At 68.6% G+C, this 19,828-nt stretch carries 18 protein-coding genes and 3 pseudogenes; 6 read left to right on the top strand and 15 right to left on the bottom strand.

What is annotated here, in order from left to right:
* The first annotated feature begins 80 nt into the window (after positions 1-80).
* Positions 81-320: a hypothetical protein gene (locus ABZ904_RS15920; protein WP_360998300.1), complete on the top strand. Its 240-nt coding sequence runs from the start codon at positions 81-83 to the stop codon at positions 318-320.
* Here ABZ904_RS15920 and ABZ904_RS15925 read toward each other — a convergent pair.
* Positions 277-459: pseudogene (locus ABZ904_RS15925) on the bottom strand (integrase); the annotation flags it as partial. The gene ABZ904_RS15920 and the pseudogene ABZ904_RS15925 overlap by 44 nt on opposite strands.
* 185 nt (positions 460-644) lie before the next feature.
* Between ABZ904_RS15925 and ABZ904_RS15930 the strand changes: the two are divergent.
* Complete coding sequence (locus tag ABZ904_RS15930) at positions 645-1,349, top strand: hypothetical protein (protein ID WP_361823658.1); 705 nt, start codon at positions 645-647, stop codon at positions 1,347-1,349.
* A 386-nt stretch (positions 1,350-1,735) separates the two neighbouring features.
* Here the strand turns inward: ABZ904_RS15930 and ABZ904_RS15935 are convergent.
* A pseudogene (locus ABZ904_RS15935) lies at positions 1,736-2,815 on the bottom strand (integrase core domain-containing protein).
* A 77-nt stretch (positions 2,816-2,892) separates the two neighbouring features.
* On the opposite strand from ABZ904_RS15935, the gene ABZ904_RS15940 reads away from it, so the two are divergent.
* Positions 2,893-3,021 (top strand): hypothetical protein, encoded by a 129-nt coding sequence (locus ABZ904_RS15940; RefSeq protein ID WP_361003171.1) that lies wholly within the window; start codon positions 2,893-2,895, stop codon positions 3,019-3,021.
* 465 nt (positions 3,022-3,486) lie between these two features.
* On the opposite strand, the gene ABZ904_RS15945 is transcribed toward ABZ904_RS15940, so the two are convergent.
* The 4 genes from ABZ904_RS15945 to ABZ904_RS15960 all read right to left on the bottom strand — a co-directional run bounded on the left by ABZ904_RS15945 (position 3,487) and on the right by ABZ904_RS15960 (position 6,108).
* Positions 3,487-4,356 carry a recombinase family protein gene (locus ABZ904_RS15945; RefSeq protein WP_361823661.1) on the bottom strand — a complete coding sequence of 290 codons (870 nt, stop codon included), beginning with the start codon at positions 4,354-4,356 and terminating at the stop codon, positions 3,487-3,489.
* A 513-nt stretch (positions 4,357-4,869) separates the two neighbouring features.
* A complete protein-coding gene (locus ABZ904_RS15950; protein ID WP_361823664.1) occupies positions 4,870-5,178 on the bottom strand; it encodes a hypothetical protein in 309 nt (102 codons plus the stop codon).
* 63 nt (positions 5,179-5,241) lie between these two features.
* Positions 5,242-5,517: a hypothetical protein gene (locus tag ABZ904_RS15955; protein ID WP_361823667.1), complete on the bottom strand. Its 276-nt coding sequence runs from the start codon at positions 5,515-5,517 to the stop codon at positions 5,242-5,244.
* 21 nt (positions 5,518-5,538) lie between these two features.
* The gene (locus ABZ904_RS15960; protein ID WP_361823670.1) at positions 5,539-6,108 is read right to left on the bottom strand and encodes a hypothetical protein; all 570 of its coding nucleotides are present in this window, start codon (positions 6,106-6,108) and stop codon (positions 5,539-5,541) included.
* A gap of 43 nt (positions 6,109-6,151) precedes the next feature.
* Between ABZ904_RS15960 and ABZ904_RS15965 the strand changes: the two genes are divergently transcribed.
* Both ABZ904_RS15965 and ABZ904_RS15970 read left to right on the top strand, forming a co-directional pair.
* Entirely contained in the window at positions 6,152-7,321 is a 1,170-nt protein-coding gene (locus ABZ904_RS15965) for a hypothetical protein (RefSeq protein ID WP_361823673.1), read from the top strand.
* Between the two features lie 886 nt (positions 7,322-8,207).
* Complete coding sequence (locus tag ABZ904_RS15970; protein WP_361003189.1) at positions 8,208-9,275, top strand: hypothetical protein; 1,068 nt, start codon at positions 8,208-8,210, stop codon at positions 9,273-9,275.
* A gap of 158 nt (positions 9,276-9,433) precedes the next feature.
* Here ABZ904_RS15970 and ABZ904_RS15975 read toward each other — a convergent pair.
* The 9 genes and pseudogenes from ABZ904_RS15975 to ABZ904_RS16015 form a co-directional block, all read right to left on the bottom strand.
* Positions 9,434-10,517: pseudogene (locus ABZ904_RS15975) on the bottom strand (integrase core domain-containing protein).
* A gap of 203 nt (positions 10,518-10,720) precedes the next feature.
* The gene (locus ABZ904_RS15980; RefSeq protein ID WP_361823675.1) at positions 10,721-11,731 is read right to left on the bottom strand and encodes an ROK family protein; all 1,011 of its coding nucleotides are present in this window, start codon (positions 11,729-11,731) and stop codon (positions 10,721-10,723) included.
* Positions 11,728-13,251, bottom strand: a complete 1,524-nt coding sequence (locus tag ABZ904_RS15985; RefSeq protein ID WP_361823678.1) for a M81 family metallopeptidase — start codon at positions 13,249-13,251, stop codon at positions 11,728-11,730. The genes ABZ904_RS15980 and ABZ904_RS15985 overlap by 4 nt, the downstream gene beginning before the upstream one ends.
* Positions 13,248-13,673 carry an ROK family protein gene (locus ABZ904_RS15990; protein WP_361823681.1) on the bottom strand — a complete coding sequence of 142 codons (426 nt, stop codon included), beginning with the start codon at positions 13,671-13,673 and terminating at the stop codon, positions 13,248-13,250. Before ABZ904_RS15990 ends, ABZ904_RS15985 begins: the two co-directional genes overlap by 4 nt.
* Positions 13,670-14,761 (bottom strand): integrase core domain-containing protein, encoded by a 1,092-nt coding sequence (locus tag ABZ904_RS15995; protein ID WP_361823684.1) that lies wholly within the window; start codon positions 14,759-14,761, stop codon positions 13,670-13,672. The genes ABZ904_RS15990 and ABZ904_RS15995 overlap by 4 nt, the downstream gene beginning before the upstream one ends.
* Before the next feature lie 93 nt (positions 14,762-14,854).
* A complete protein-coding gene (locus tag ABZ904_RS16000) occupies positions 14,855-15,388 on the bottom strand; it encodes a hypothetical protein (RefSeq protein ID WP_361823687.1) in 534 nt (177 codons plus the stop codon).
* A gap of 179 nt (positions 15,389-15,567) precedes the next feature.
* Positions 15,568-16,824, bottom strand: a complete 1,257-nt coding sequence (locus tag ABZ904_RS16005) for a sigma-70 family RNA polymerase sigma factor (protein ID WP_361823690.1) — start codon at positions 16,822-16,824, stop codon at positions 15,568-15,570.
* Between the two features lie 7 nt (positions 16,825-16,831).
* Positions 16,832-17,179 carry a YciI family protein gene (locus ABZ904_RS16010; RefSeq protein ID WP_361004331.1) on the bottom strand — a complete coding sequence of 116 codons (348 nt, stop codon included), beginning with the start codon at positions 17,177-17,179 and terminating at the stop codon, positions 16,832-16,834.
* Between the two features lie 279 nt (positions 17,180-17,458).
* Positions 17,459-18,535 carry an integrase core domain-containing protein gene (locus tag ABZ904_RS16015; protein ID WP_361823694.1) on the bottom strand — a complete coding sequence of 359 codons (1,077 nt, stop codon included), beginning with the start codon at positions 18,533-18,535 and terminating at the stop codon, positions 17,459-17,461.
* Between the two features lie 563 nt (positions 18,536-19,098).
* Between ABZ904_RS16015 and ABZ904_RS16020 the strand changes: the two genes are divergently transcribed.
* Positions 19,099-19,827: a DUF1684 domain-containing protein gene (locus ABZ904_RS16020; protein ID WP_361823697.1), complete on the top strand. Its 729-nt coding sequence runs from the start codon at positions 19,099-19,101 to the stop codon at positions 19,825-19,827.
* Position 19,828 lies beyond the last annotated feature (1 nt).

Raw genomic sequence — 19,828 nt, forward strand, 5'->3', positions numbered from 1 at the left:
GTACGTGAGGGTCCTTGCTCGGCCTCGTACTGGGCGCGTGCCTCGTTCACGGCCGCTCCGGCGACCTCGTCCTCGACCCGATGTGCGGCATCGGCACCACCCTCGTCGAAGCCATCCGCCTCGGCCGCCATGCCATCGGCACCGAGTACGAGCCCCGCTGGGCCGCCCTCGCCGGCGCCAACGCCCGGCACATCACCACCACCGCAGGTGGCCAAGGCGACGTCCACTACGGCGATGCCTGCTGCCTGACGACCCCCAGCCTTCAGCTCCCGCGAGGGCGAGGTGCAGCCTGCGAGTGCCGTGTTCCAGGAACGCCATGACATACAGGCGCTTTCCAAGCATGGTGTCCACGTGGAAGAAGTCGGCTGCGATGATCCCCTGGGCTTGGGCGGTCAGGAACCCACGCCAGCTGGGGCCGGACCGGCGTGGAGCCGGGTCGATGCCCGCGGCGTTCAAGATCCCCCGAGCGTGGACGGTGTCGCTCGGAAACTCGTCGCCGCCGGTCAGGCCGCGTATGAGGCCACGGCTCAGGGCCGAACGTCGGCGGCCCGCGCTCGCCAGGGGCTTGTCTGCCGTGCTCACCAGCGCAGTGTCGCACCGGAGATGATGGCGCCGGCAGCGCGCGTCAGCGTAGCCTCGCGGGCATGACCGAGGCATGGACCGACCACGCGCTGAAGGCGCTCCGCGCCGCCTGCCACACCGCGGACGGCCCGTCCCTGCTCGCCCTGCTGCGCTCGCATGACCCCGCCGGCGTGCTGCAGCAGTGCGGAGACGCACTCACCGCAGCCGTTGCCCGGGGTGTGCCCGGCGCCCCGGATGCGGCGATCGCGTGTACGTCCGCGCTGCGCGAACGGGGCTGGCCTGGCGACGAGGTCCTCGCAGAGCAGCTCGACACGGTGGGCGGCGGTGCCGTCTGCTTGCTGCAGCCACTGCCGGTCGACCTGGAAGAACTCTCCGGTCTGCTCGAAGGCGATCCGGCCTGGGGCGGTGGCCGCATCAAGCTGGACACCGGCGAGTGCCGGCCCGCCCTCGCGGACACCGAGGAGTTGTGGGACGAGGAGGAGCCGGAGGGCGCCGAGCGGTGGCTTTATGTCCTGTGCGACGGATCGCACGACGCCTACCGCGACATGGAGGACTTCATCACCGCCCTCGACGACCAAGACCTCGCTCGGTTCCTCAACATCGCGATCCAGGGCCCAGGAGCGTTCCGCCGCTTCAAGGACATGCTGGCCACCTCACCGGCGCAGCTGCAGCGATACCGGCTGTTCGCCGCGGAACGGCAGCATGGTCGGGCCCGGGCCTGGCTCGCCGACCACGGCTACCGGCCGACGCCACCGGGCGGCCACTGACCCGTGCGCCGTCACGGCCCCCAATGTTCCGTACCGCTGCAGCTCGCGATGCAGCGGGAGCACAAGCCTTTTCGGCCTGTCCATGCCGAAAAGGCCGTCCGTGCTGGTCAAACAGCGTGTTGGTACTCGTGGAGGGTGCCGTTGAGGCGGTCGTGTCGGCGTATGTCGAGGCGGACGATTTGTCCTGGGTCGGTGATGGGGTCGGGGTGTGCGCGCAGTGGGGCGGCGGCCTGCAGTGTTCGGTGGGTCCGGTGCTCGTTGTAGTGCGACTCGTACTCGTGCAGCGCGCGTGGTGGAGGTGGCGCTCGCTCCAGTTGATGGTGCGGTCGAGGAGTTCGCAGCGCAGGCTGAGTACCCTGTGCCGCTCGAAAAGTCGTCGCTGCAGGTCATCCGGCGTATCGGTACTCGTTGATGAGGCTGCCGAGGATCCGGGTGCGCAGCAGTCTGCAGGTGCCGATGTCTGTTGCCGCGGGCTGCTCGTAGGCGTCTGGTGGTAGCTGGTTGCGGGCCTGGTGGGGACGGTGTTCGTTGTGGTGCTGCTGGTACGCCGCAAGGACCTGTCGAGCATGTGCTTCGTTCAGGATGAGGACGTGATCCAGGACCTCGCGGCGAATGCTTCCGATGATGCGCTCGCAGTGCGCGTTCATCCGCGGTGCACGCGCTGCACCCTTGATCACGTCCAGTTCTTCGGCCTCGAAGACGGCGTCGAACGCCGCGTCCTACTTGCCGTCCCGGTCACGAAGCAGGAAGCGCAGGGACTCCATGCGCATACCGAGGTCCGCGGCGAGATTCCTCGCCTGCTGCAGCGTCCACTGCAGTGTGTCGTTGGTGGTGACGCCGGTGATGTGCAGGCGCCTCGTGCCGTGCTCGAGGACGGCCAGCTCGTAGAGCCGCCTGCCGAGCACCGTGTCGATATGGAAGAAATCGACTGCGAGGATGCCCTCGGCCTGGGCGGTGAGGAACTCGCGCGATGTGGGGCCGGAACGACGTGGCGCCGGGTCGACGCCTGCTGCGTGGAGAATCTCCCACACTGTCGAGGCGGCGATCCGGTGGCCCAGTTGAGCCAACTCTTCTTGGTTCGTCCTGTGCCCGCACCGCGGGTGTTCGCTGGCGAGTCGTAGTACGAGCTTCTTGAGCGCTGCGTCGGTCGGTGGCCGACCGGTGCGCCTGCGTGCGCTGTAGTCCCACTTCGCGGCGATGAATCGGCGGTGCCAGCCGAGCAGGGTGCCGGGCGTGACCGGGAAGGCCTCGTGCCAGAGACGCCGGGGTATGAGCCCCGAGAGAGCAGCGAACCAGAACCGATCGTCTGCCTCGTAGCGGACCGGGACGGCCAGCTGTCGGCTCAGCACCGCGTTCTCGTGCCGCAACACATGAAGCTCCGCGTCTATCGCCGCGTCGCTGCGCAGTAGCGCGGATGGTAGGGAGAGCAGCTTCCGGGTCACCTTGTACAGCATGGACGCGATCACCCGGCAGTGCTCCCAGTTGACGGTCCGTCACAGCGCCGACCTGTGGCGATGACTTTTCGAGGGGTACAAGGTTCCAGATGGCCAACCTCCCCAGCCTGCTGACGGCCGTTGGCCCTGACGCGGGCGGCTTCCTGCGCTCGTTGCTCAGTGCGTTGCGGTACTCGCTCGGTGCCAACATCGCTTCAATCGGCCAGCGGATCGTGTAGCCGGAGCTGTCCTCGCGCGACCGTATCGTTAGCGGTCAACTCTCGGAACATGCTGCCCAGTTTCCGGGGAGCGGAGATCGTCGCCCGTTCCTGGCCTCCGGCTGGGGCGGGCGTTCGGCGTATCGGGGTCTCCTTATCTGCTGGCGCGGGCGGGGGCGTGTCAGCCGATGAAGATCCTTTCTCTGGTGGGTGCGTCGGCGGTCAGAGTCTTATAGTGCAGGTCGTAGCTGAGAGTGATTCCAGCAGTACGGAGCAGGTGGGGGATCTGCGTGGCATTGGGCGGTGGTGGGCCGAGGGTGGCGGTGAGTCGGAGGGCGCATGCGGGGAGGTGGGGCTGGATGCGGTCTTCGCGGACGAAGGCGTTGCGAGGCCGGTGGGGCTGGCGCTGGGTGGGTGTGGCCGTGGCGGCAGCGGTACGCGGGGTGCCCGTTCGACCGGCAGGATTCCATGCGGCGACTGCAGAGGTCACAGTGCAGGATGCCTGAGGTTTGGTAGGTGCACCCGGGGTGGCACGGCGGGCGGTGTGGATGTTCTGGGCGGCAGTGAAGTCGGCTTCGCTGACGAGGGCAGGGTGGGTCGGGCCAGTGGAGACAGCCCACTGGTTGGGGCGTTCCAGCGCATGATGTCGCGGGTGCCCAGTGTGTCCGGATCGAGGAGCACGTGGTCGGTGCGCTGGCGGTTCCAGACCTGGCGGCCGCTGTAGCGGGGGTTGGCGAGGATGGCCCGAACCGTGGTGGCGGTGGCGGTCCACTGGGTGCCGGTGCGGTGGGGGTTACGGGCGGGGTCGATCGCGGAGGGGCTGGGGATCGCGGCGTCGTTGAGGACTCGTGCAAGGCGGGCGGTGCTGCGGTCGGCGAGACCCTGGCTGAAGATCCAGGTGACGATGGGACCGGTGCAGGGGTCGGGGTCGAGGCGTTGGATGCGCACGCCGCGGCGGGCCAGTGCCAACGGCCAGGGGCGTGCTTGGAGTGGGGTGCGGCGTCGATGAGCCGGTAGCCGTAAGGCGGGCGCCTGCCGCGGTAGCGGCCCTGGTCGTGGGCCGGGACGGTCATGGCGGTGTGGCCACGGATGCGCGCGAGCGACCTCGCGTTTCGCGAGGATGCCCAGCAGGACCATGAGCTCCTCCTCGCCGAGACTGTGGGCGTCGGCGGCGCCGCCCAGTTCCGGGATCCACACGGTGACGCCGTAGTGCTCGAAGAGCGGGGACGTGACGGTGAACTGGTTCCCGTAGAAGGCGCGCTCGCTGGAGCCGATGACGATCGCGTCGAAGTTGCGGTCGGGGTCGGTGAGCGCCGCGAGCAGGGCGCCGGCCTCGGGGCGGCGGGCCCACGGCACTGTCCGACTGCTGCCGATGTCGAAGTACTCGGCGGGGATGCGCCCGTACCCGGAGGTGAGCGCCTGCGCACGAAGAAGCTGCCAGGCGCGGGAAGTGGCGGGGTCTGGTGGTCCTCGGTGGAGACTCGGTCGTAGAAGGCGAAGCGCAGAGCGGTTATCCCGGGCTTGTCGGTGGCCGCAACGGCCTGCCCGGCAATCCAGTGGTCCAAGGCGCGGGCGTCCCCGGCAGTGGCGGGCGCTTCGGATGCGGGCAGGGGCTGCTGGACGCTTCCTGAGGCCATGTCGGACACCTCCGGCAAGGTGGTGCTGGGACCGGATGACGTGTTCAGTGTCCGAGCGCGCCGGAGCACGGGGCACGTCCCGAGCCGCCTGGTTCACCGGGACGGGGAAGGGGACTTGAGATCAGGTCCCTTGACTCGACCGCACGCGGCGACGTCACCGCAGGTCGCACAGGCCAGCCGTGAGGACGGGCAGGATGTCCTCCGGTGGCCCGGGGCCTGGGCTGGTGTCACCTCAGGTTAGGTCAGCCTGGTCGAGTTGGGTCAGAAGGCTGGTCTTGCGCCGGTGCTCGTCGCGCAAGGCGGTCAGGTACGCGGTGAACTCCGCTTCGGTGCCCTGTTCGCGGTGGATGGTGCGGAGCGCCTTGACGTGCCGGACGGCGTACTGGTAGCGGTACTTGTTGCCGGTCTCGGCCAGGTAGAGGTCGACCAGTCGCCGGTACGGGGTGATCGTGTCGGCGGGATGGGTCTGCGACGCTCCTCGATGAGCTCCTGGATAGTGTACTTCGACAACTCGCCGAGATGGCCGACAGCGGTCTGCCATGCCTCCTCTGATCGTCCTGCTGCGCGCAGACAGCTGATCAGCTCACGGACGTAGGTGGGATTCTCAGCCGCGCGTGCGGAGCAGGTCAAGAGCCCATGTGACGGTGTCGGGGCTCTCCAGTTCGGAGGCGGTCCTGGCGAGCGGTTGGAACGCGGCGAGGACCGTGGTGCGCGCGAAGGCGTCTCGGTGCACGGCGAGTGCCTCCTCGCGCCGACCGGCCGCGACGAGGGGGTCGACGAGTTCGTCGTTCAGCTTCGGCAGGTAGGGATTGCCAGGGTGGGCAGCGACGCCTCGCCGGGCCCAGTCGGTGGCCTCCTCGGGCCGGTCGGCTGCACGCAAGGCGCGGACGATCTTCATATATTAGTCAGGGCCGGTCAGAAACTGGGCAAGGACGGCGACGTACCGGTCAGTGTCGCCGGAGACTTCGGCGAGCTGTTCGCGCAGGTGGCGGACGCCGTTGACTGTGGTCCAGCTGTCCTTGAGGGATACATCCGCAGCGGGGGCGTCGACCGTTTCCGCCAGGTGCGCCTGTCCGACGTCGCCGAGCGCGGCGGCGAAGTCGGCCAAGCGGATGTCGGGCCAGCCGGGGCCGTCGAAGACGGTCTTGGCGATCCAGCTCGCCAGCGTCTTCGGGTTCTTGGGCGGGGCTGCGGTCAGGGCTCTCGCGTACATGCCGGTCAACTCGCGCAGCACATCCCCGGCCATGCCGGCGGAGTCATCCAGATACATCAGCGCCGTTGTGATTCGCTCGACTGCCTTACGCAGTTCAGGGGCCACCAGCGCTGCCTGGCCCGCGTCCAGTAGGCGTCCGGCCTCCTCGTGTACCGCCCATGCCGTGTGCTCGTACTCCCGGTGACCGGCGTACGGCCCGCGGCGCTTGTCTCGCCGCAGTCCGTCAACCAGCACGCTTAGCGTCGACGTCTCCCTCATCCACCCATCCCAGCGCACGAGGCCGCGGGTAGGCTGCCGAGCCGTGAGCGAGTACCGGTACTACGAGTTCCTTGCCGTCGACCGCCCGCTGAACGAGGAGGAGCTCAGGCAGGTACGGGCGCTGTCCACCCGCGCCGACATCACCCCGACCCGCTTTGTCAACGAGTACCACTGGGGCGACTTCCGCGGCGATACGACGAAACTGGTGGAGCAGTTCTACGACGCCCACCTGTACTACGCGAACTGGGGCAGCCGCCGCCTCGTCCTGCGCCTGCCCGCCGGCGTGCTCCCGGCCAAGAAGGCCGTCCAGTACGCCATGGAGGAGTCGCTGAGCGTCTGGACCCACTCCGGGCACATACTGCTCGACTTCTCCCTATCCTCGGAGGACGGCGAGGAGTGGGACTTCGAAACGTCCTACGCGCTTTCGGCGTTCGTGGGGCTGCGCGCCGAGCTCGCGGCTGGCGACCTGCGGCCGCTTTACGTGGCCTGGCTCGCCGGGCTCACCACCTGGGAACTGGCTGAGGATGACGAGGAGGAATACGCCCTCGAAGTCGAGCCGCCCGTCCCCGCGGGTCTGGCCTCGCTCACCGGCCCCCAGCGGGCCCTCGCCGATTTCCTGTGCGTCGATACGGACCTGCTGACGGCCGCTGCCGAGAGCAGCGAGTCGGCCACCGCGGACTCCGTGGACCGTGCAGCTCTGGCGGCCTTCATCGCCGCGCTCCCGGCCGCCGAGAAGGATTCCCTGCTGCTCGAGGCGGCGCTCGGTACCGCCCCTCTGTCAGGCCACCAACTCCTGGCCCTCTATCGCGCCACCGCCTCCGGCCCCCGTACCGGAGCCAAGCGGCGCACCGCCGCTCAGCTACTGGACGCCGCCTACCGTCACCGCACCGAGCGCCGGCAACGCGAGAAGGCGGCCCGAGTCGCAGCCGAGCAGGCCCGGGCGCGCTCCGCTACCGAGGCCCGTGAGGCGCATTTGGACCAGCTTGCGCGGAACACCGGCAAGGCGTGGCGTGACATCGATGACCTGATCGCCCAGAAGAAGGCCGCTGCCTACGATGCCGCCATCGCACTCCTGCGGGACCTCCGCGACATGCAGGCCCGCACCGAGTGCACCGCCGACTTCGACCGCCGAGTCAGCGAACTGCGAGCCGCACACCGGGGCAAACCCTCGCTGATGCACCGCTTCGACAGCATGGGCATTCCCAATCCCTGACCAACCCCGAGGGTCCGCCGTCTGCCGGTGCACCTCGGGTCTCCCACCGCGCGCTCAGCGAGCATCCTGCACCGCTGTTCATTTCCGCCAGGACTGGCGCAGTCTCACGTTGAGCTGTCGGTGAGCAGGTGCCCGGCTCGGTGGGCGAACGTCGGAACCCCGGCACAAGACAGTCATGAGCGGACGGCCCTTGTCGGCCGCCATCCGTCGAGCGTCGCCGTGACCTCGTCGGGCTGCTGGTCGAGCAGGGCGTACAGGTACGGGTCCGGTGGGGCGGCAACACCGTGGGAGCTGAGGACCTCCGCGGGTAAGTCGTCCAGGTTTCACGTGATCAGCGCATCAGCGCGGCTGGCGACGGGGGCGGCCGTGTGGTGGACGAAAGAGCCCGGTAGCCCCCGGCGAAGGCCGGATGTCCAGCATGGGCGTCAGATACGCCCGTGAGGCCGGACCGGGCGGTGGATTTGGCGAACAGGAGGGCACCTGGCGCCCCGCAGCGCTTGCGGCGTCTTTGTCGCGGTCGCTCATCGGCACGAGCCGTATCAGGACGAACATGCTTGTCAGGGCCAGGTTGGGCAGTCGCAGCAGCACCGAACCATGCTGGCCCAGGCCCCGAGACGGCAAACGGCGGGGCATGGCCGCGGCTGTCGCGGTCGTCTGCGAGGCCGCGCAGTTACGCTCAGAACTCCTGACCAGCGTGGATGAGGTTTCTGGCTGCGGGTGCCGAAAATCCCATCTACGCCTGTGACGTGCAAGTTCTCCGGGGCCGCGAGAACCGCCCGCGCCGCCGGTCCCCGCACGGACCGTCGTCAGCCCGCTATTGCACCGCCGGCACCCGACCGTGACCGCGCGATGAACAGTATCCTCCGGGCCCATGGGAGTGAACCGCATGAACCGCGAGGAATTCTTCGCCCAGTTGGCCGGCCTCGACGAGGAGCGGTTGAAGAAGGCGCTGTGGAACCTGTACTGGCGCGGTGCTGCGCCCGTGCGGGAGCGGATCGAGGCGGAGATCGCGCCCGCGGCGAGCGTGCCCAGGCCTCGCACAAAGAGCGCGCCGGTGGATCCGCAACAGGTGCTGGAACGCGTACAGGAGTTCGTAGGCCTGGCCCGTGCCGGTTCCTACCTCGCTGGTGACCGCAAGGTGAGCCCCACTGAGCGGTCCCGCTGGCGGTTCACATTCCGACGCCACGCCGAGGCGGCCCGCGAGGCGCTCACGGCCGACGATCCGCTTCCGGGCGAGGATGCGGTGACCGCGATCGTCGACCTGGCTTGCTACTGCAAGGCATACCAGTGCTTCCGCTCCGATGATCCGATGGAAGCCGCGAAGTTCGTCGCCTCGGACGCCGTCGCCGCGCTGTGGACCACGATGCTGCACCGCCACGGCCAGGCCGAGTTCGCGCAGCGGGCCATGCCGCAACTGGCCCGCTGGGAGTCCCGCTTCGGTTGGACGCTCCGGGGCTTTGGTCAAGTACCGGAACAGGAGACGCAGCTGGCCGTCGTCCTCGAACGGCTGCTCCCGGCTCCCGACGCATGGGTGGCATGCGCAGAGCAGTATGTGGACGCACTCGACTGCCTTGCTCAGACACAGCAGGGGGCGAGGGACCGTCGCGGCTTCGGCTACTCAGGCGCTGCGTACGAGCGTAGGCGCCGTGCCGAAGATCTGCTGGCCTGGCACGGCATGCTGCTGGAGCGGCTGCCGGACTACGACGCCGGTCATCTGCTCGACAAGATCGCCGTCCACCCGGCGTTGGACGGCGGTTACCAGCTGCTGTTCCGGGCCAGGCTCGCGCTCGCACGCGGCGACCTCGGGCAGGCGCGGGCTGTGGTGACGCAGGGGCTGAACGACCTCCCGGGCCTGGACACGCTCCACGAGCTGGCGGCCGAGATCGGTGCCGATGTGCCAGAGCGCGCGCGGGGCGTCCGTGAGCGCGTCCGCATCACCGTGTCCCGCTCCTGAAGCCCGCGTTCCGGGTGGGGTTTCCCGCGACGCCTCTACGAAATCTTGATACGGGGACGCTTCCGTGCCCGGACTATTCCGGGCCGCCTGCGCTGACTGTGCCGGCAATGGGTGAAATATGGCCAGTCGTGTGGGGCTCGGAAAGTCATCGCCGCAGGTCAAGCGGCGTACCGGTACTGGTTGATGGTGCCGCCGAGGATGCGGGTGCGCAGGAGTCTGTGGCCGTCGAGGTCGTGGACGGTGGCGGGCTGCCCGGAGGCGTGAGGGGGTCGTTGATCTCGGGCCAGGTGAGGTCGATGCGCGTTGTAGTGCCGTTCGATGTCGGCGAGGACTTGCCGGGCGTGGGCCTCGTTCATGAGCAGGACGTGGTCGAGGGCCTCGTGGCGGACGGTGCCGATCACCGCTCGCAGTGCGCTTTCATCCGTGGCGCCCGTGGCGCGCTGAGCAGGACGTCCATGTCCTCGGCTTCGAAGACGGCGTCGAAGGACGAGTCGTACTGGGCGTCGCGGTCGCGCAGCACGAAGCGCAGGGACTCCATGCGCGTGTCGAGTTGGTCGGCGAGATTGCGGGCCTGGTGCGTTACCCAGGCTCGAGTGGGGTGGGCGGTGACGCCGGTGAGGTGCAGTCTGCGGGTGCCGTGTTCCAGGAACGCCATGGCGTATAGGCGTTTTCCGAGCATGGTGTCCACGTGGAAGAAGTCGGCTGCGATGATCCCTTGGGCTTGAGCGGTCAGGAACTGGCGCCAGCTGGGGCCGGACCGGCGTGGAGCCGGGTCGATGCCCGCGGCGTTCAAGATCCCCCAGACCGTGGACGGTGCGATCGGATGCCCCAGCCGGGCAAGCTCGCCCTGGATCCTACGATGTCCCCACCGGGGATTCTCGCCGCCAAGCGCAGCACCAGCTTCCTGAGCGCGGCCGCAGTCGGGGGTCGGCCGGTGCGGTCGCGGCGGGCGGAGTAGTCCCACTCCTTGGCGATCAGCTTGCGGTGCCAGGCCGGCAGGGTGTCGGGGGTGACGGGGAAGTCGTCGGCCCAGCGGCGGCGCGGTATCAGCGAGGACAGCGCGGAGAGCCAGAACCGGTCGGCCCACTCGTAGTGGACCGGGACCTTGAGCTGACGGCGCAGGACTGAGTTCTCATGCCTCAGCACCAACAACTCGGCTTCCCTGGCGGCGTCTCGGCGCAGCAGGACAGCCGGTAGGTACAGCAGCGTGCGAGCAGCGCGGTACAACAGCGACACGATCATCGGGACAGCGTCTCAGCCACCACCGACAACCATGTACACCGCTGCTCACCTGCAGCGATGACTTTACGAGCCCACAGGGTTGAGACTTCGAACACCTCCCTCAACGGCACGGGGAGCCCTGTCTGTTGCGGACCCCGCCCTCACGCCGCTTTCGTCACCGATCGGTGGCCACGCTGAAAAGGCTCTGTGATCCGGCTGACGAATCACGAGACAGATTTCCAACTGCTCTCTTGGATGGTCTCGGTGGTGTCTGTGAAGGGTGGCGTTTCGTTCTTGGCCAGTGCAGCGGCGCCTCGTGCCGCTGCTGCCGCGCCCAGGTGTGATCCGACGATGTCGATTCCCCGGAGGAGCGGGAGCGTGGAGGCGCGGGCGGCGTTGCGCAGTGGGTCCCAGAATATGGAGCCGGAGGAGGCCATGCCTCCGGCAACCACGACGAGGGCCGGGTCGAGGACGCTGACCAGGCCGCCGATGGCCTCGCCGAGAGCATGAGCGGCGTTGGTGACCACTTGCCGGGCGATGGGGTCGCCTTTGGTGGCGAGAACGACAATCTCGGAGGTTTCGGGACCTCTGTCGAGCGTTCCCGTACTGGTGCCCGGCCCGGTGTGGGTTGCTTCGGCGTAGGCCCTTCGGATCGCGGTGCCGCTGGCGATGCTGTCCAAGTGGCCGACCGCGCCGCAACTGCAGGGCAGACCCGCTGCTGCTGACGAGGGCGCGTGGCCTATTTCTCCGCCGGATCCGTGTTGGCCGCGCACGATGTTGCCGTCGGTGATGACGGCGCCGCCGACGCCGGTGCCGACGGTGAGGAACAGCAGGTCGCGGTGGCCGCGGCCGGCGCCGAGGGCCAGTTCGCCGTAGGCGAGGACGTTGACGTCGTTGTCGACGACGACTGGCAGGTCGAGGCGCTCGGAGACGATCTGCCGCAAGGGGGTTCCGGTCCAGCCGGGCAGAGCCTGGGAGGCGACGGCGATGGAGCCCTCTGGGTGGCTGACAACGCCGTGTGTTCCGATGCCTGCCCCGGCAACCGTGCGACCGGCGGGCGCGAGTGCGCGGAGTTCGGACAGGGTGGCCACGAGCGCGTCGAGTACGGCGACGGGCCCGTCCTGGGCGGGGGTTGGCACCCGCCGGTGGGCGAGCATCTCCCCGGCGCCATCGGTGAGTACGGTGTCGATCTTCGTGCCGCCGATGTCCGCGCCAAGGTACAGCGACGCGCTCACAGGGTTGCTCCGATGCGCTCGCCCGCTGTCCGGGGCGGGAAGATGCGTGGCGTGAGGTCCGGGTCTGGCATGTCGTGGTCGAACGGATGGAGCGGTCGGGCGAGTTCATGGTGGCCCAGCCGTAGCAGGTCCTGGTCGACGCCTCCGGGGGTCAACGCGATGATCCAGCCGTGGGCGAGATCGCGGAGTTCGGGCTCCAGGTAGCCGATCTTGACGATCACGATGTCGCTTTGGTGCGGGTCGAGGCCGAGCCGGGTGAAGTCGGCGATGTGATGGAACGGTCTGCGCCGGCTGGTCAGGACCACGCTGACGGTACGCGCTGTGACAACGGCGGTGGGACCGCCTTCCGGATCGTCGACGAGGAGGTCGACCCGCCCGGTCAGACGTGCTGGTAGCCCGGTCGGGCCCTCGAGCCGGCCTCCGACCATGAGGTCCACCGTGCCGCCCACGCCTGCCTGCGTACACCGGGTGACCGCGTGGGGGTCGAGGATTCCGGCGTAGATCGTGGACAGTTCGCGTTCGGCGATCCGGTCGTCCGCCAGGAGCAGGGTGAGCAGGTCCGCGGTGTCGCCTCCGCCACCGGCCGTGGGGTTGTCGCCGGAGTCGCTGATGACGAAGGGCCGCCGGGTGCTTTCGACGGCGGCGGTGACCGCCTGCTGAGCAGTGCCGGTGGGTCCGACGAAGGTGAACTCGTCCCGAGCCTGCCAGTAGCGTTCGGCCAGTCGGTGCGCCTGGTCACGCAATACTGTCTCGTCGGTACCGGTGAGGACGACCGCCGCTGCGCTGCGGGGTTCGTCTGCCCAGGCGTAGCCGACCCACAGAGCCGCGTCCAGGACACCCGGGAGCGTTTCGATGTCGGCCAGACTGCCGTAGATCCCGCGGGCAGGCTGCTGCTGGGTGCTGGTCTTTTCTCCGGGGAGGAGGACGGGGACGCGGACCCAGGCCATGGACGGCCGGATACCCTGCCGCAGGCAGTGCACGAGGAGCCGGGCGGCGCGGGCGCGGGTGAGCCATTCGTCCTCGTGCGGGGCCAGACGGTGAGCGGTGAGCAGGTCGAGCTGGGCGACCAGGGCGGCGGTGACACTGCCGTGCAAGTCGGTCGGCGAGGCGATGAGGCAGTCGGGGCCGACGGCAGAGCGGACTGCGGCGGCGAGGTCGGCCTCGATGTCCTGGCGTCCGGCGACGTGCATGGCGCCGTGCAGGTCGAGTACCAGCCCGTCGAGCGGTCCGGCCTGCCTGAGCCGATTGGTCAGCTCGTCCTCGAGTCGCGCGTAGGTGGCTGGGTCGACCGAGCCGCCGGGCACCGCGCGGGCGTGCACCAGGGGTACCCACTCGACTTCCTCCGCCCAGTCCTCCCGGCCGGGGCGGGTGAAGTCGAACAGGTTCAGCAGTTCCGCACCGCGTCGGATGGTGAAGTCGTCGTAGCCGGTGGAGTGGGGGGTGAAGGTACTGCACTCGATGTGCACGCCGCCGATGCCTACGCGAAGACGCTTGCCGGTCCGGTCACCGGTTCCGCTCATCGGGTCGTCTCCTCTGTACTGGGGTGGGACAAGATCTGCTGCAGGGCGAGCAGGCCGGCGCCGATGACTCCGGCGTTGGGCCCCGTGGAGGCCGCCTCGATCTCCAACGACTGCGTCGCCAGCGGCAGGCAGCGTTCATAGATGACGCCTCGCAGTCCAGCCAACAGCGGGGGAGCGCCGGCGAGGGCTCCGCCGACGACGAGCAGGGAGGGGTTGAAGAAGTTCACAACGGTGGCCATGACCTCGCCAAGGCTGCGGCTGGCCTCCCGGACCATGCCGGTCGCCAACGGATGGCCCTCCTGGACGAGCCGGACGATGTCGGAGGGGTGGTGGACCTCCACGCCCCGGGCCTGCAGGGCCTGCGCGATGGCGGCGCCACTGGCAACCGTGTAGGTGCCGAGAACCACGTCCGTGCTCGTCACGCGGCATGTTGGTATTCGTGCAGGATGCCTCCGAGGCGGTCGCGTCTCCGGACGTTCAGGCGGGTCAGTTGGGCGGGGTCGGTGATCGGTTCGGGCAGCGGGCGCAGGGGTGCGGCGCCTGCGAGGGCGCGGTGGGGGCGGTGCTGGTTGAAGTACGTCTCGTACTCGCGCAGGGTGTGCACGAGGTGGGTCTGGTTCCAGATGAGGGTGCGGTCGAGGAGCTCGGATCTGCAGGAGCGGATCCAGCGCTCCAAGATTGCGTTCATGCGGGGCATCCTGACCCCGGTCCGCACGATCTCGATGCCTTCGGCCGCCAGGACAGCGTCGAAGCCAGCCGGGTAGCGGACGTCGCGGTCCCGGATCAGGTATTTGATCTTCGCTCTGCTGTCTTGGATGTCCATGGCGAGGTTCCTTGCGACCTGGGTGACCCACTCTGCGGTCGGATGTGCCGTGGTGCCGAGGATTCTCACGCGGCGGGTGGCGTGCTCGATCACCGCCAGCACGGTCAGGGTCGCGCCGGTGAGAGTCTTGGTCTCGAAGAAGTCGGCGGCCAGGATGGCTTCGGCCTGGGCGCGGAGGAAGGCGGCCCAGGTGGTGTGTTGTCGGTCGGGTGCGGGCGGGATGCCGTGTTCCTTGAGGATGCTCCACACGGTGGAGGCGGCCACTCTGATTCCGAGCGCGGCGAGTTCGCCGTGCACGCGCCGATAGCCCCACCCGGGGTTCTCTCGTACGAGTCGTAGGACCAGGGCGCGGATGGAGCGGATGGTGCGGGGCCGTCCCGGGCGCTTGGGGCGAGACACCCTGGCGTGTCGGCGGCGAAGGATGTTGCGGTGCCAGCGCAGCAGGATATCGGGGGAGACGATCAGGTGGAGCTGGCGGAGCTGTGCGCGGGGGAGGCGGTGCAGCAGTGCGGCGAGCAGTGCCCGGTCGGGCCAGGTCAGCTGTGGTCTTTCTATCTGGCGTTGCAGCACGCTGAGTTGGTGGCGCAGGGCGAGGTTCTCCAGAACCTTCGTCCGGTCACTCATCGGCAACAGCCGTATGAAGCTGAAGGCGGTCGACAGGGCAAGGTACGGCAGTCGCAACAGCACAGCCGACCATCCTCGCAGTCGGAGGAGGTCTGCCCAAGAGTGTCTTCTTCGCGGGGGAGGGTGTCCCGTCAGGGGTGGGCCGCTGACGCCGAATCAGAGCTGTGACCAGCGCCGATGCAATATTCGGCACGTACAAGGTCGAGCCGGATCGCTGCGGGGCAGGGTCGATACCGGCAGCGTGCAGAATCTCCCAGACTGTGGACGGGCGATGGAATAGCCGAGGCGGGCGAGTTCGCCCTGTATTCGGCGGTGACCCCAGCTGCTGTTCTCGCGGGCCAGGCGCAGGATGAGCTGCTTGACGGTCGAAGCGGTGGAGGGCCGACCGGGGCGGCGGTGCTGGGCGAACGTCCGTCTGCGCTTGATGAATTCTCGGTGCCGGCGCAGCAGTGTGGTCGGAGTGACCGCGAAGGCCTCCCGCCATCGTGCGCGGGGGATCAACCGTGACAGCGCGGCCAGCCAGATCCGGTCGGCCGGCTCGTACCGGACCCGCGCGATCTGACGGCGCAGCACCGCATTCTGATGCCGAAGTGCCAACACCTCCCCGTCCTTGGCCACTCGGCTGCGGAGCAAGGCGGCGGGCACCGCGACCAGGTTCCTGGCCAGCGCAGTGACGATCGACAGCACCATCGCAGGATCGTCCCAGATGTCGTGCGGGCCCTGCTCCTGGAAGAGGAGCGTGCAGGTCACGTCCCGAATCGTGTTTCCGAGCGGGACAGGCCGGCGGTGCCGAGACATGAGCGCGGGCGCCGCCGGTCGCCCCGCCCGCCCGGAGGAGCGAAGCGACGACGGGTGCTTGAATCCGGAGGTCAGGAGCCGGGCCTGGTAGTGCCGAGTTCCTCGATCCGTGAGATCAGGAATTCTCGCTCCACCTGGTTCTCACTGAACAGCAGCGCCTCCTCGTAGGACGACCGGGCCTCTTCCTCGCGTCCAAGCCGGCGCAGTAGATCCGCCCGGGCCGCACCCACATACCCGTACGACGCCAGCTGTGGCTCCAGCACCAAGGAGTCCAAGGCCGCCAATCCTGCCGCGGGGCCGTCTGCGAATCCGACCGCGACCGCCCGGTTCAGCGCGGCGATCGGGGAGGGCCAATGCCGGAGCAGCACATCGTAGAGGCCGAGGATCTCGCGCCAGTCTGTCGCCTCCCAGTTCGGTGCTTCGTCGTGGACGGCCGCGATCGCGGCCATCAGTGCGAAGCGGGTGGGTGGTCGGCGCCGCAGCGCCTCGCGCACCAGCGCGCGCCCCTTCGCGATGAGGGCCTGGTCCCACAGCGAGCGGTCCTGGTCGGCCAACAGCACCAGCCGGCCGTCCGGGCGGACCCGCACCGCTCGCCGCGCGTCGGTCAGCAGGATCAGAGCCAGCAGCCCTGCGACGCCCGCGTCTCCCGGAAGGAGCTTCCTGAGCATCCACGCCAGGTCGGTGGCGCGCGCAACGAGGTCGCCACGCACCAGCTCGCTGCCGCTGGGCGCCGTGTGCCCGGTGGTGAAGACCAGGTTCACGACGGTCAGCACGCTCTCGACCCGTGCGGGCAGATCCTCGGAGTCGGGAACCCGGTAGGGGATCCGTGCGGCGGTGATCTTCTTCTTCGCGCGGGTGATCCGGGCGGCCATCGTCGTTTCGCTGACCAGGAAGGCGCGGGCCACCTCGGCGGTCGTGAGTCCGCACAGCAGCCGCAGCGTCAGCGCGACCTGCGCCTCCGGTGCTAGCGCTGGGTGGCAGCACGTGAAGATCAGCCGAAGTCGTTCGTCGGTGATGTCCTCGCCGTCGCCGGGCCCGGGCCTTGCTTCTTCGTCCGCCAGCAGCGGCGTCACACGCCGCAGGGTCGCTTCGCGGCGGATCACGTCAGTCGCCCGGTTGCGGGCCGCCGTGGTCAGCCATGCACCCGGCCGTGCGGGGATCCCGCTGTCGGCCCACGCGGTCAATGCGCGTGTGTAGGCATCCTGCACGCACTCCTCGGCGAGGTCGATGTCGCGTGCGACGCGCACCGTCGCGGCGAGGACGAAACCCCACTCGCGGCGGTGCGCGTCGGCGATCGCCTCACGGATCCGCTCCGCGGCGACAGGCACGGTGCTCCTAGTTGAACGTCATGATCGGCCGCACCTCGACGCAGCCGAATTTCGCAGGCACCTGCTTGGCGATTGCCAGCGCGGCGTCCAGGTCGGCGGCCTCGATGAGGTAGTAGCCGCCGAGCGCCTCCTTCGTCTCGGCGTACGGGCCGTCCGTGACGATGTGGCCGCCTTTGCCGTCGGTACGCAGCACCGTGGCGGTCGTGGTCGGCTGGAGGGCCTGACCGCCCACGAGGGCGTCCTTGTTGTCCGCACCAAACTTGTTGTGAGCGTCCATGACCTCCTGGAAGACCTCAGGGGTCGCGTTCGCGTACTGGGCCTCGTCCTCGTAGATGAGCACCAGGTACTGAGACATGACGACGATTCCTCTCGTAGGTGGGCTCCCGATGAGCCTCTCATCACTCCGACGAACGGCGCACAAGCCGGATCGACACCGTGCTGGTGACTTTTGCTCTCCTTTTGAGGACGTCCGCTGTGGGACGGGGAGGCTCTGGGCAGAGCGTCAGCGGCGGTACCGATCATCACGACCTGGGAGACAACCCGGCGGTTGACCCGGCTCGATATTGCCGGTCTGGGCTGTCCCGCGTGAAAACCCTGGTTCGGGCTGCTGATCAGGCCGTTTGTCTGCCTGTCGTCAGGCTGCTTGCTGGTACTCGTTGATGAGGCCGCCGAGTAGTTGAGTGCGGCGGACGCGGCCTCCGATGGGGATGACGGGTGCCGTCTGGCCGGTCTCCGAGGCTTGGGGAGATCGTTGGTGGAGGGATTGGTGGGGGCGGTGCCGGTTGTAGTGGTGGGTGTAGGTGTTTAGGACGGTGCGCAGGTGCCGTTCGTTCATGATGAGCAGGCGGTCGGTGCACTCGCGGCGGACGGTGCCGACCCAGCGTTCCGCGAAGGCGTTTGCCTTCGGCGATCTCGGCGGGGAAAGTAGCACCTGCACGCCCGCGTCGGCGAGCACGGCGTCGAAGGCACCAGAGAACTTCCCGTCCCGGTCGCGCAGTAAGAACCGGAACCGGTCCACCCGATCTTCGAGGTCCATCATCAAGTTCCTAACCTGCTGGGTCACCCAGTCCCGGTTCGGGTGCGCGCTGATGCCGAGGACGTGCACTCGGCGCGTTGCGACCTCCATGACGAACAGCACGTACAGCCGCCGGCAGAGGGCGGTATCCACATGGAAGAAGTCGCAGGCCAGCAGTCCCGAAGCCTGGGCGTGTAGGAAGGAGGCCCAGGCGTCGTGAGCCCGCTGGGGCGCGGGCGGAATGTTGCCCTGCCGCAGTACTGACCGGACGGTGGCGGCGCAGACCGTGATGCCCAACCGGGACAGCTCTCCCTGCACTCTGCGGTGTCCCCACAACGGGTTCTCCCGCGCGAGACGCAGGATCAGCTCCCGCGCCTCCACCGATATCGGCGGCCGACCCGGCCGCTTGTGAGGATAGGTCCACCTGCCGGCGATCAGCTCCCGGTGCCAGCGCAGCAGCGTCGCGGGGGTAACGAAGAAGCTGCTCCAGCTCTGCCTGGGCAGCAGACGCGACAGGGCCGCCGGCAGGACCCGATCGGCCGGTTCCAACTTGGGTTGGCCGACTCGGCGTTGGAGCACTGCGAGCTGGTGCCGAAGGACCAGCAGTTCAACATCTTTTGCCGCATTGCCCAGGAACCTGAGGCCTGCCAGCTCCAGAGACCTGCGCGTCAGCAGGTAGATCCATGACCACCGCATGGATCTCGATCATGCCCCGGTCCACCACCGTCCCGCAGCGAAACGCCCTGATCAGGGGCCCGAACCCGGGTTCTTGGCACCCTACAGGGGTTGTGGATCCGTGGGTGGACCTTCCCGGGCTTGGCGAGGGGGCAACAGATCGGCCGCGTGGTGGATGTCACATAACACGAAGGAGGCGGTCGGGTGGATCAAGGCCGCCCGCGCGCCGGTCGTCGGGTCGGGTTCGGCACCGGCGTGGATCTGCTTGGTCTCGACCGATCACGCTGAGCCTGCCGAACACAGCAGAGGTCGGCCGTCGACGCCGGACAGCGCGGCCGCGACGGCGAAGAACGAGCGGAAGGCGCGGGAAAGCGGGAGGATCAACCGCCGGCAACCGCGGCAGGACGCCGGAGGCGAGGCGTCAGCGCGGAGCCGGTCCTGACCGTCCCCTCCAGAAGGCCGTCTCAACATGTGTACGCCCTATTTGACATTAGGTTCCCTTATGGAAGATAAAGAACATGCTTGGGCCATGTTTTCGCGCAGCGTGACGATCGCGGCGTGAGGCCGCCGATCCCTCTACGCGAATGAGTCCGACCGTGTCCCACCTCACCAGCGACGGCCCCCTCGGCCGCTGGCACGCGTGGCGTGCCGAGCGTCATCGCGCCCTCACCTCGCCGACCGGGAACCTCGCCCTGGCTGAGACCCGCTGGCTCCCGGCCGGTGAGCGCCCGGACTCCGAGAAGGCCCGCGTCGGTCAACCGGACACTGTGACGGTCACCACGCTTCAGCGGACCGACCTCGTCACCGGGGAGCCCGAGCACGGCCTGCGCTTGTGGGACGCCGATTCACCCGCCATCCACCGTTTCGATCGGGTCGACACGTTCCCCTACGACCCGGACTGGGTCCTCCCCGCCACGTACATCCCCGTGCCCGGTGCCCGCCGGGTTGCCTTCGAGCATCTGCGGGACAACGGCGGCACCCGAGAGCTTGTCGTCCCCGGCGACATCACCCTCAGCGTCGACGGCCGCGACTACACCCTCAGCGCCTTCGACGACGACGGCACCCTCCTGCTCGTCTTCGGTGACCCCACCAACGGCGTCACCACCTACGGGGCCGGCCGTTTCCTCTTCGTGCAGCGCACGCAGGACGAGCACCGTGTCCTGCTCGACTTCAACCGCGCCTTCGTGCCGCCCTGCGGTTTCTCCGATCAGTACAACTGTCCGATGCCGCCGCGGCAGAACCGCTTCCACCTGCCCATCGAGGCCGGCGAGAAGCTTCCCGTCTTCCGCGACGGCTTCCCCGCGCAGCACTGAC

Source organism: Streptomyces sp. NPDC046900, assembly GCF_040644975.1.
Taxonomy (GTDB): Bacteria; Actinomycetota; Actinomycetes; order Streptomycetales; family Streptomycetaceae; genus Streptomyces.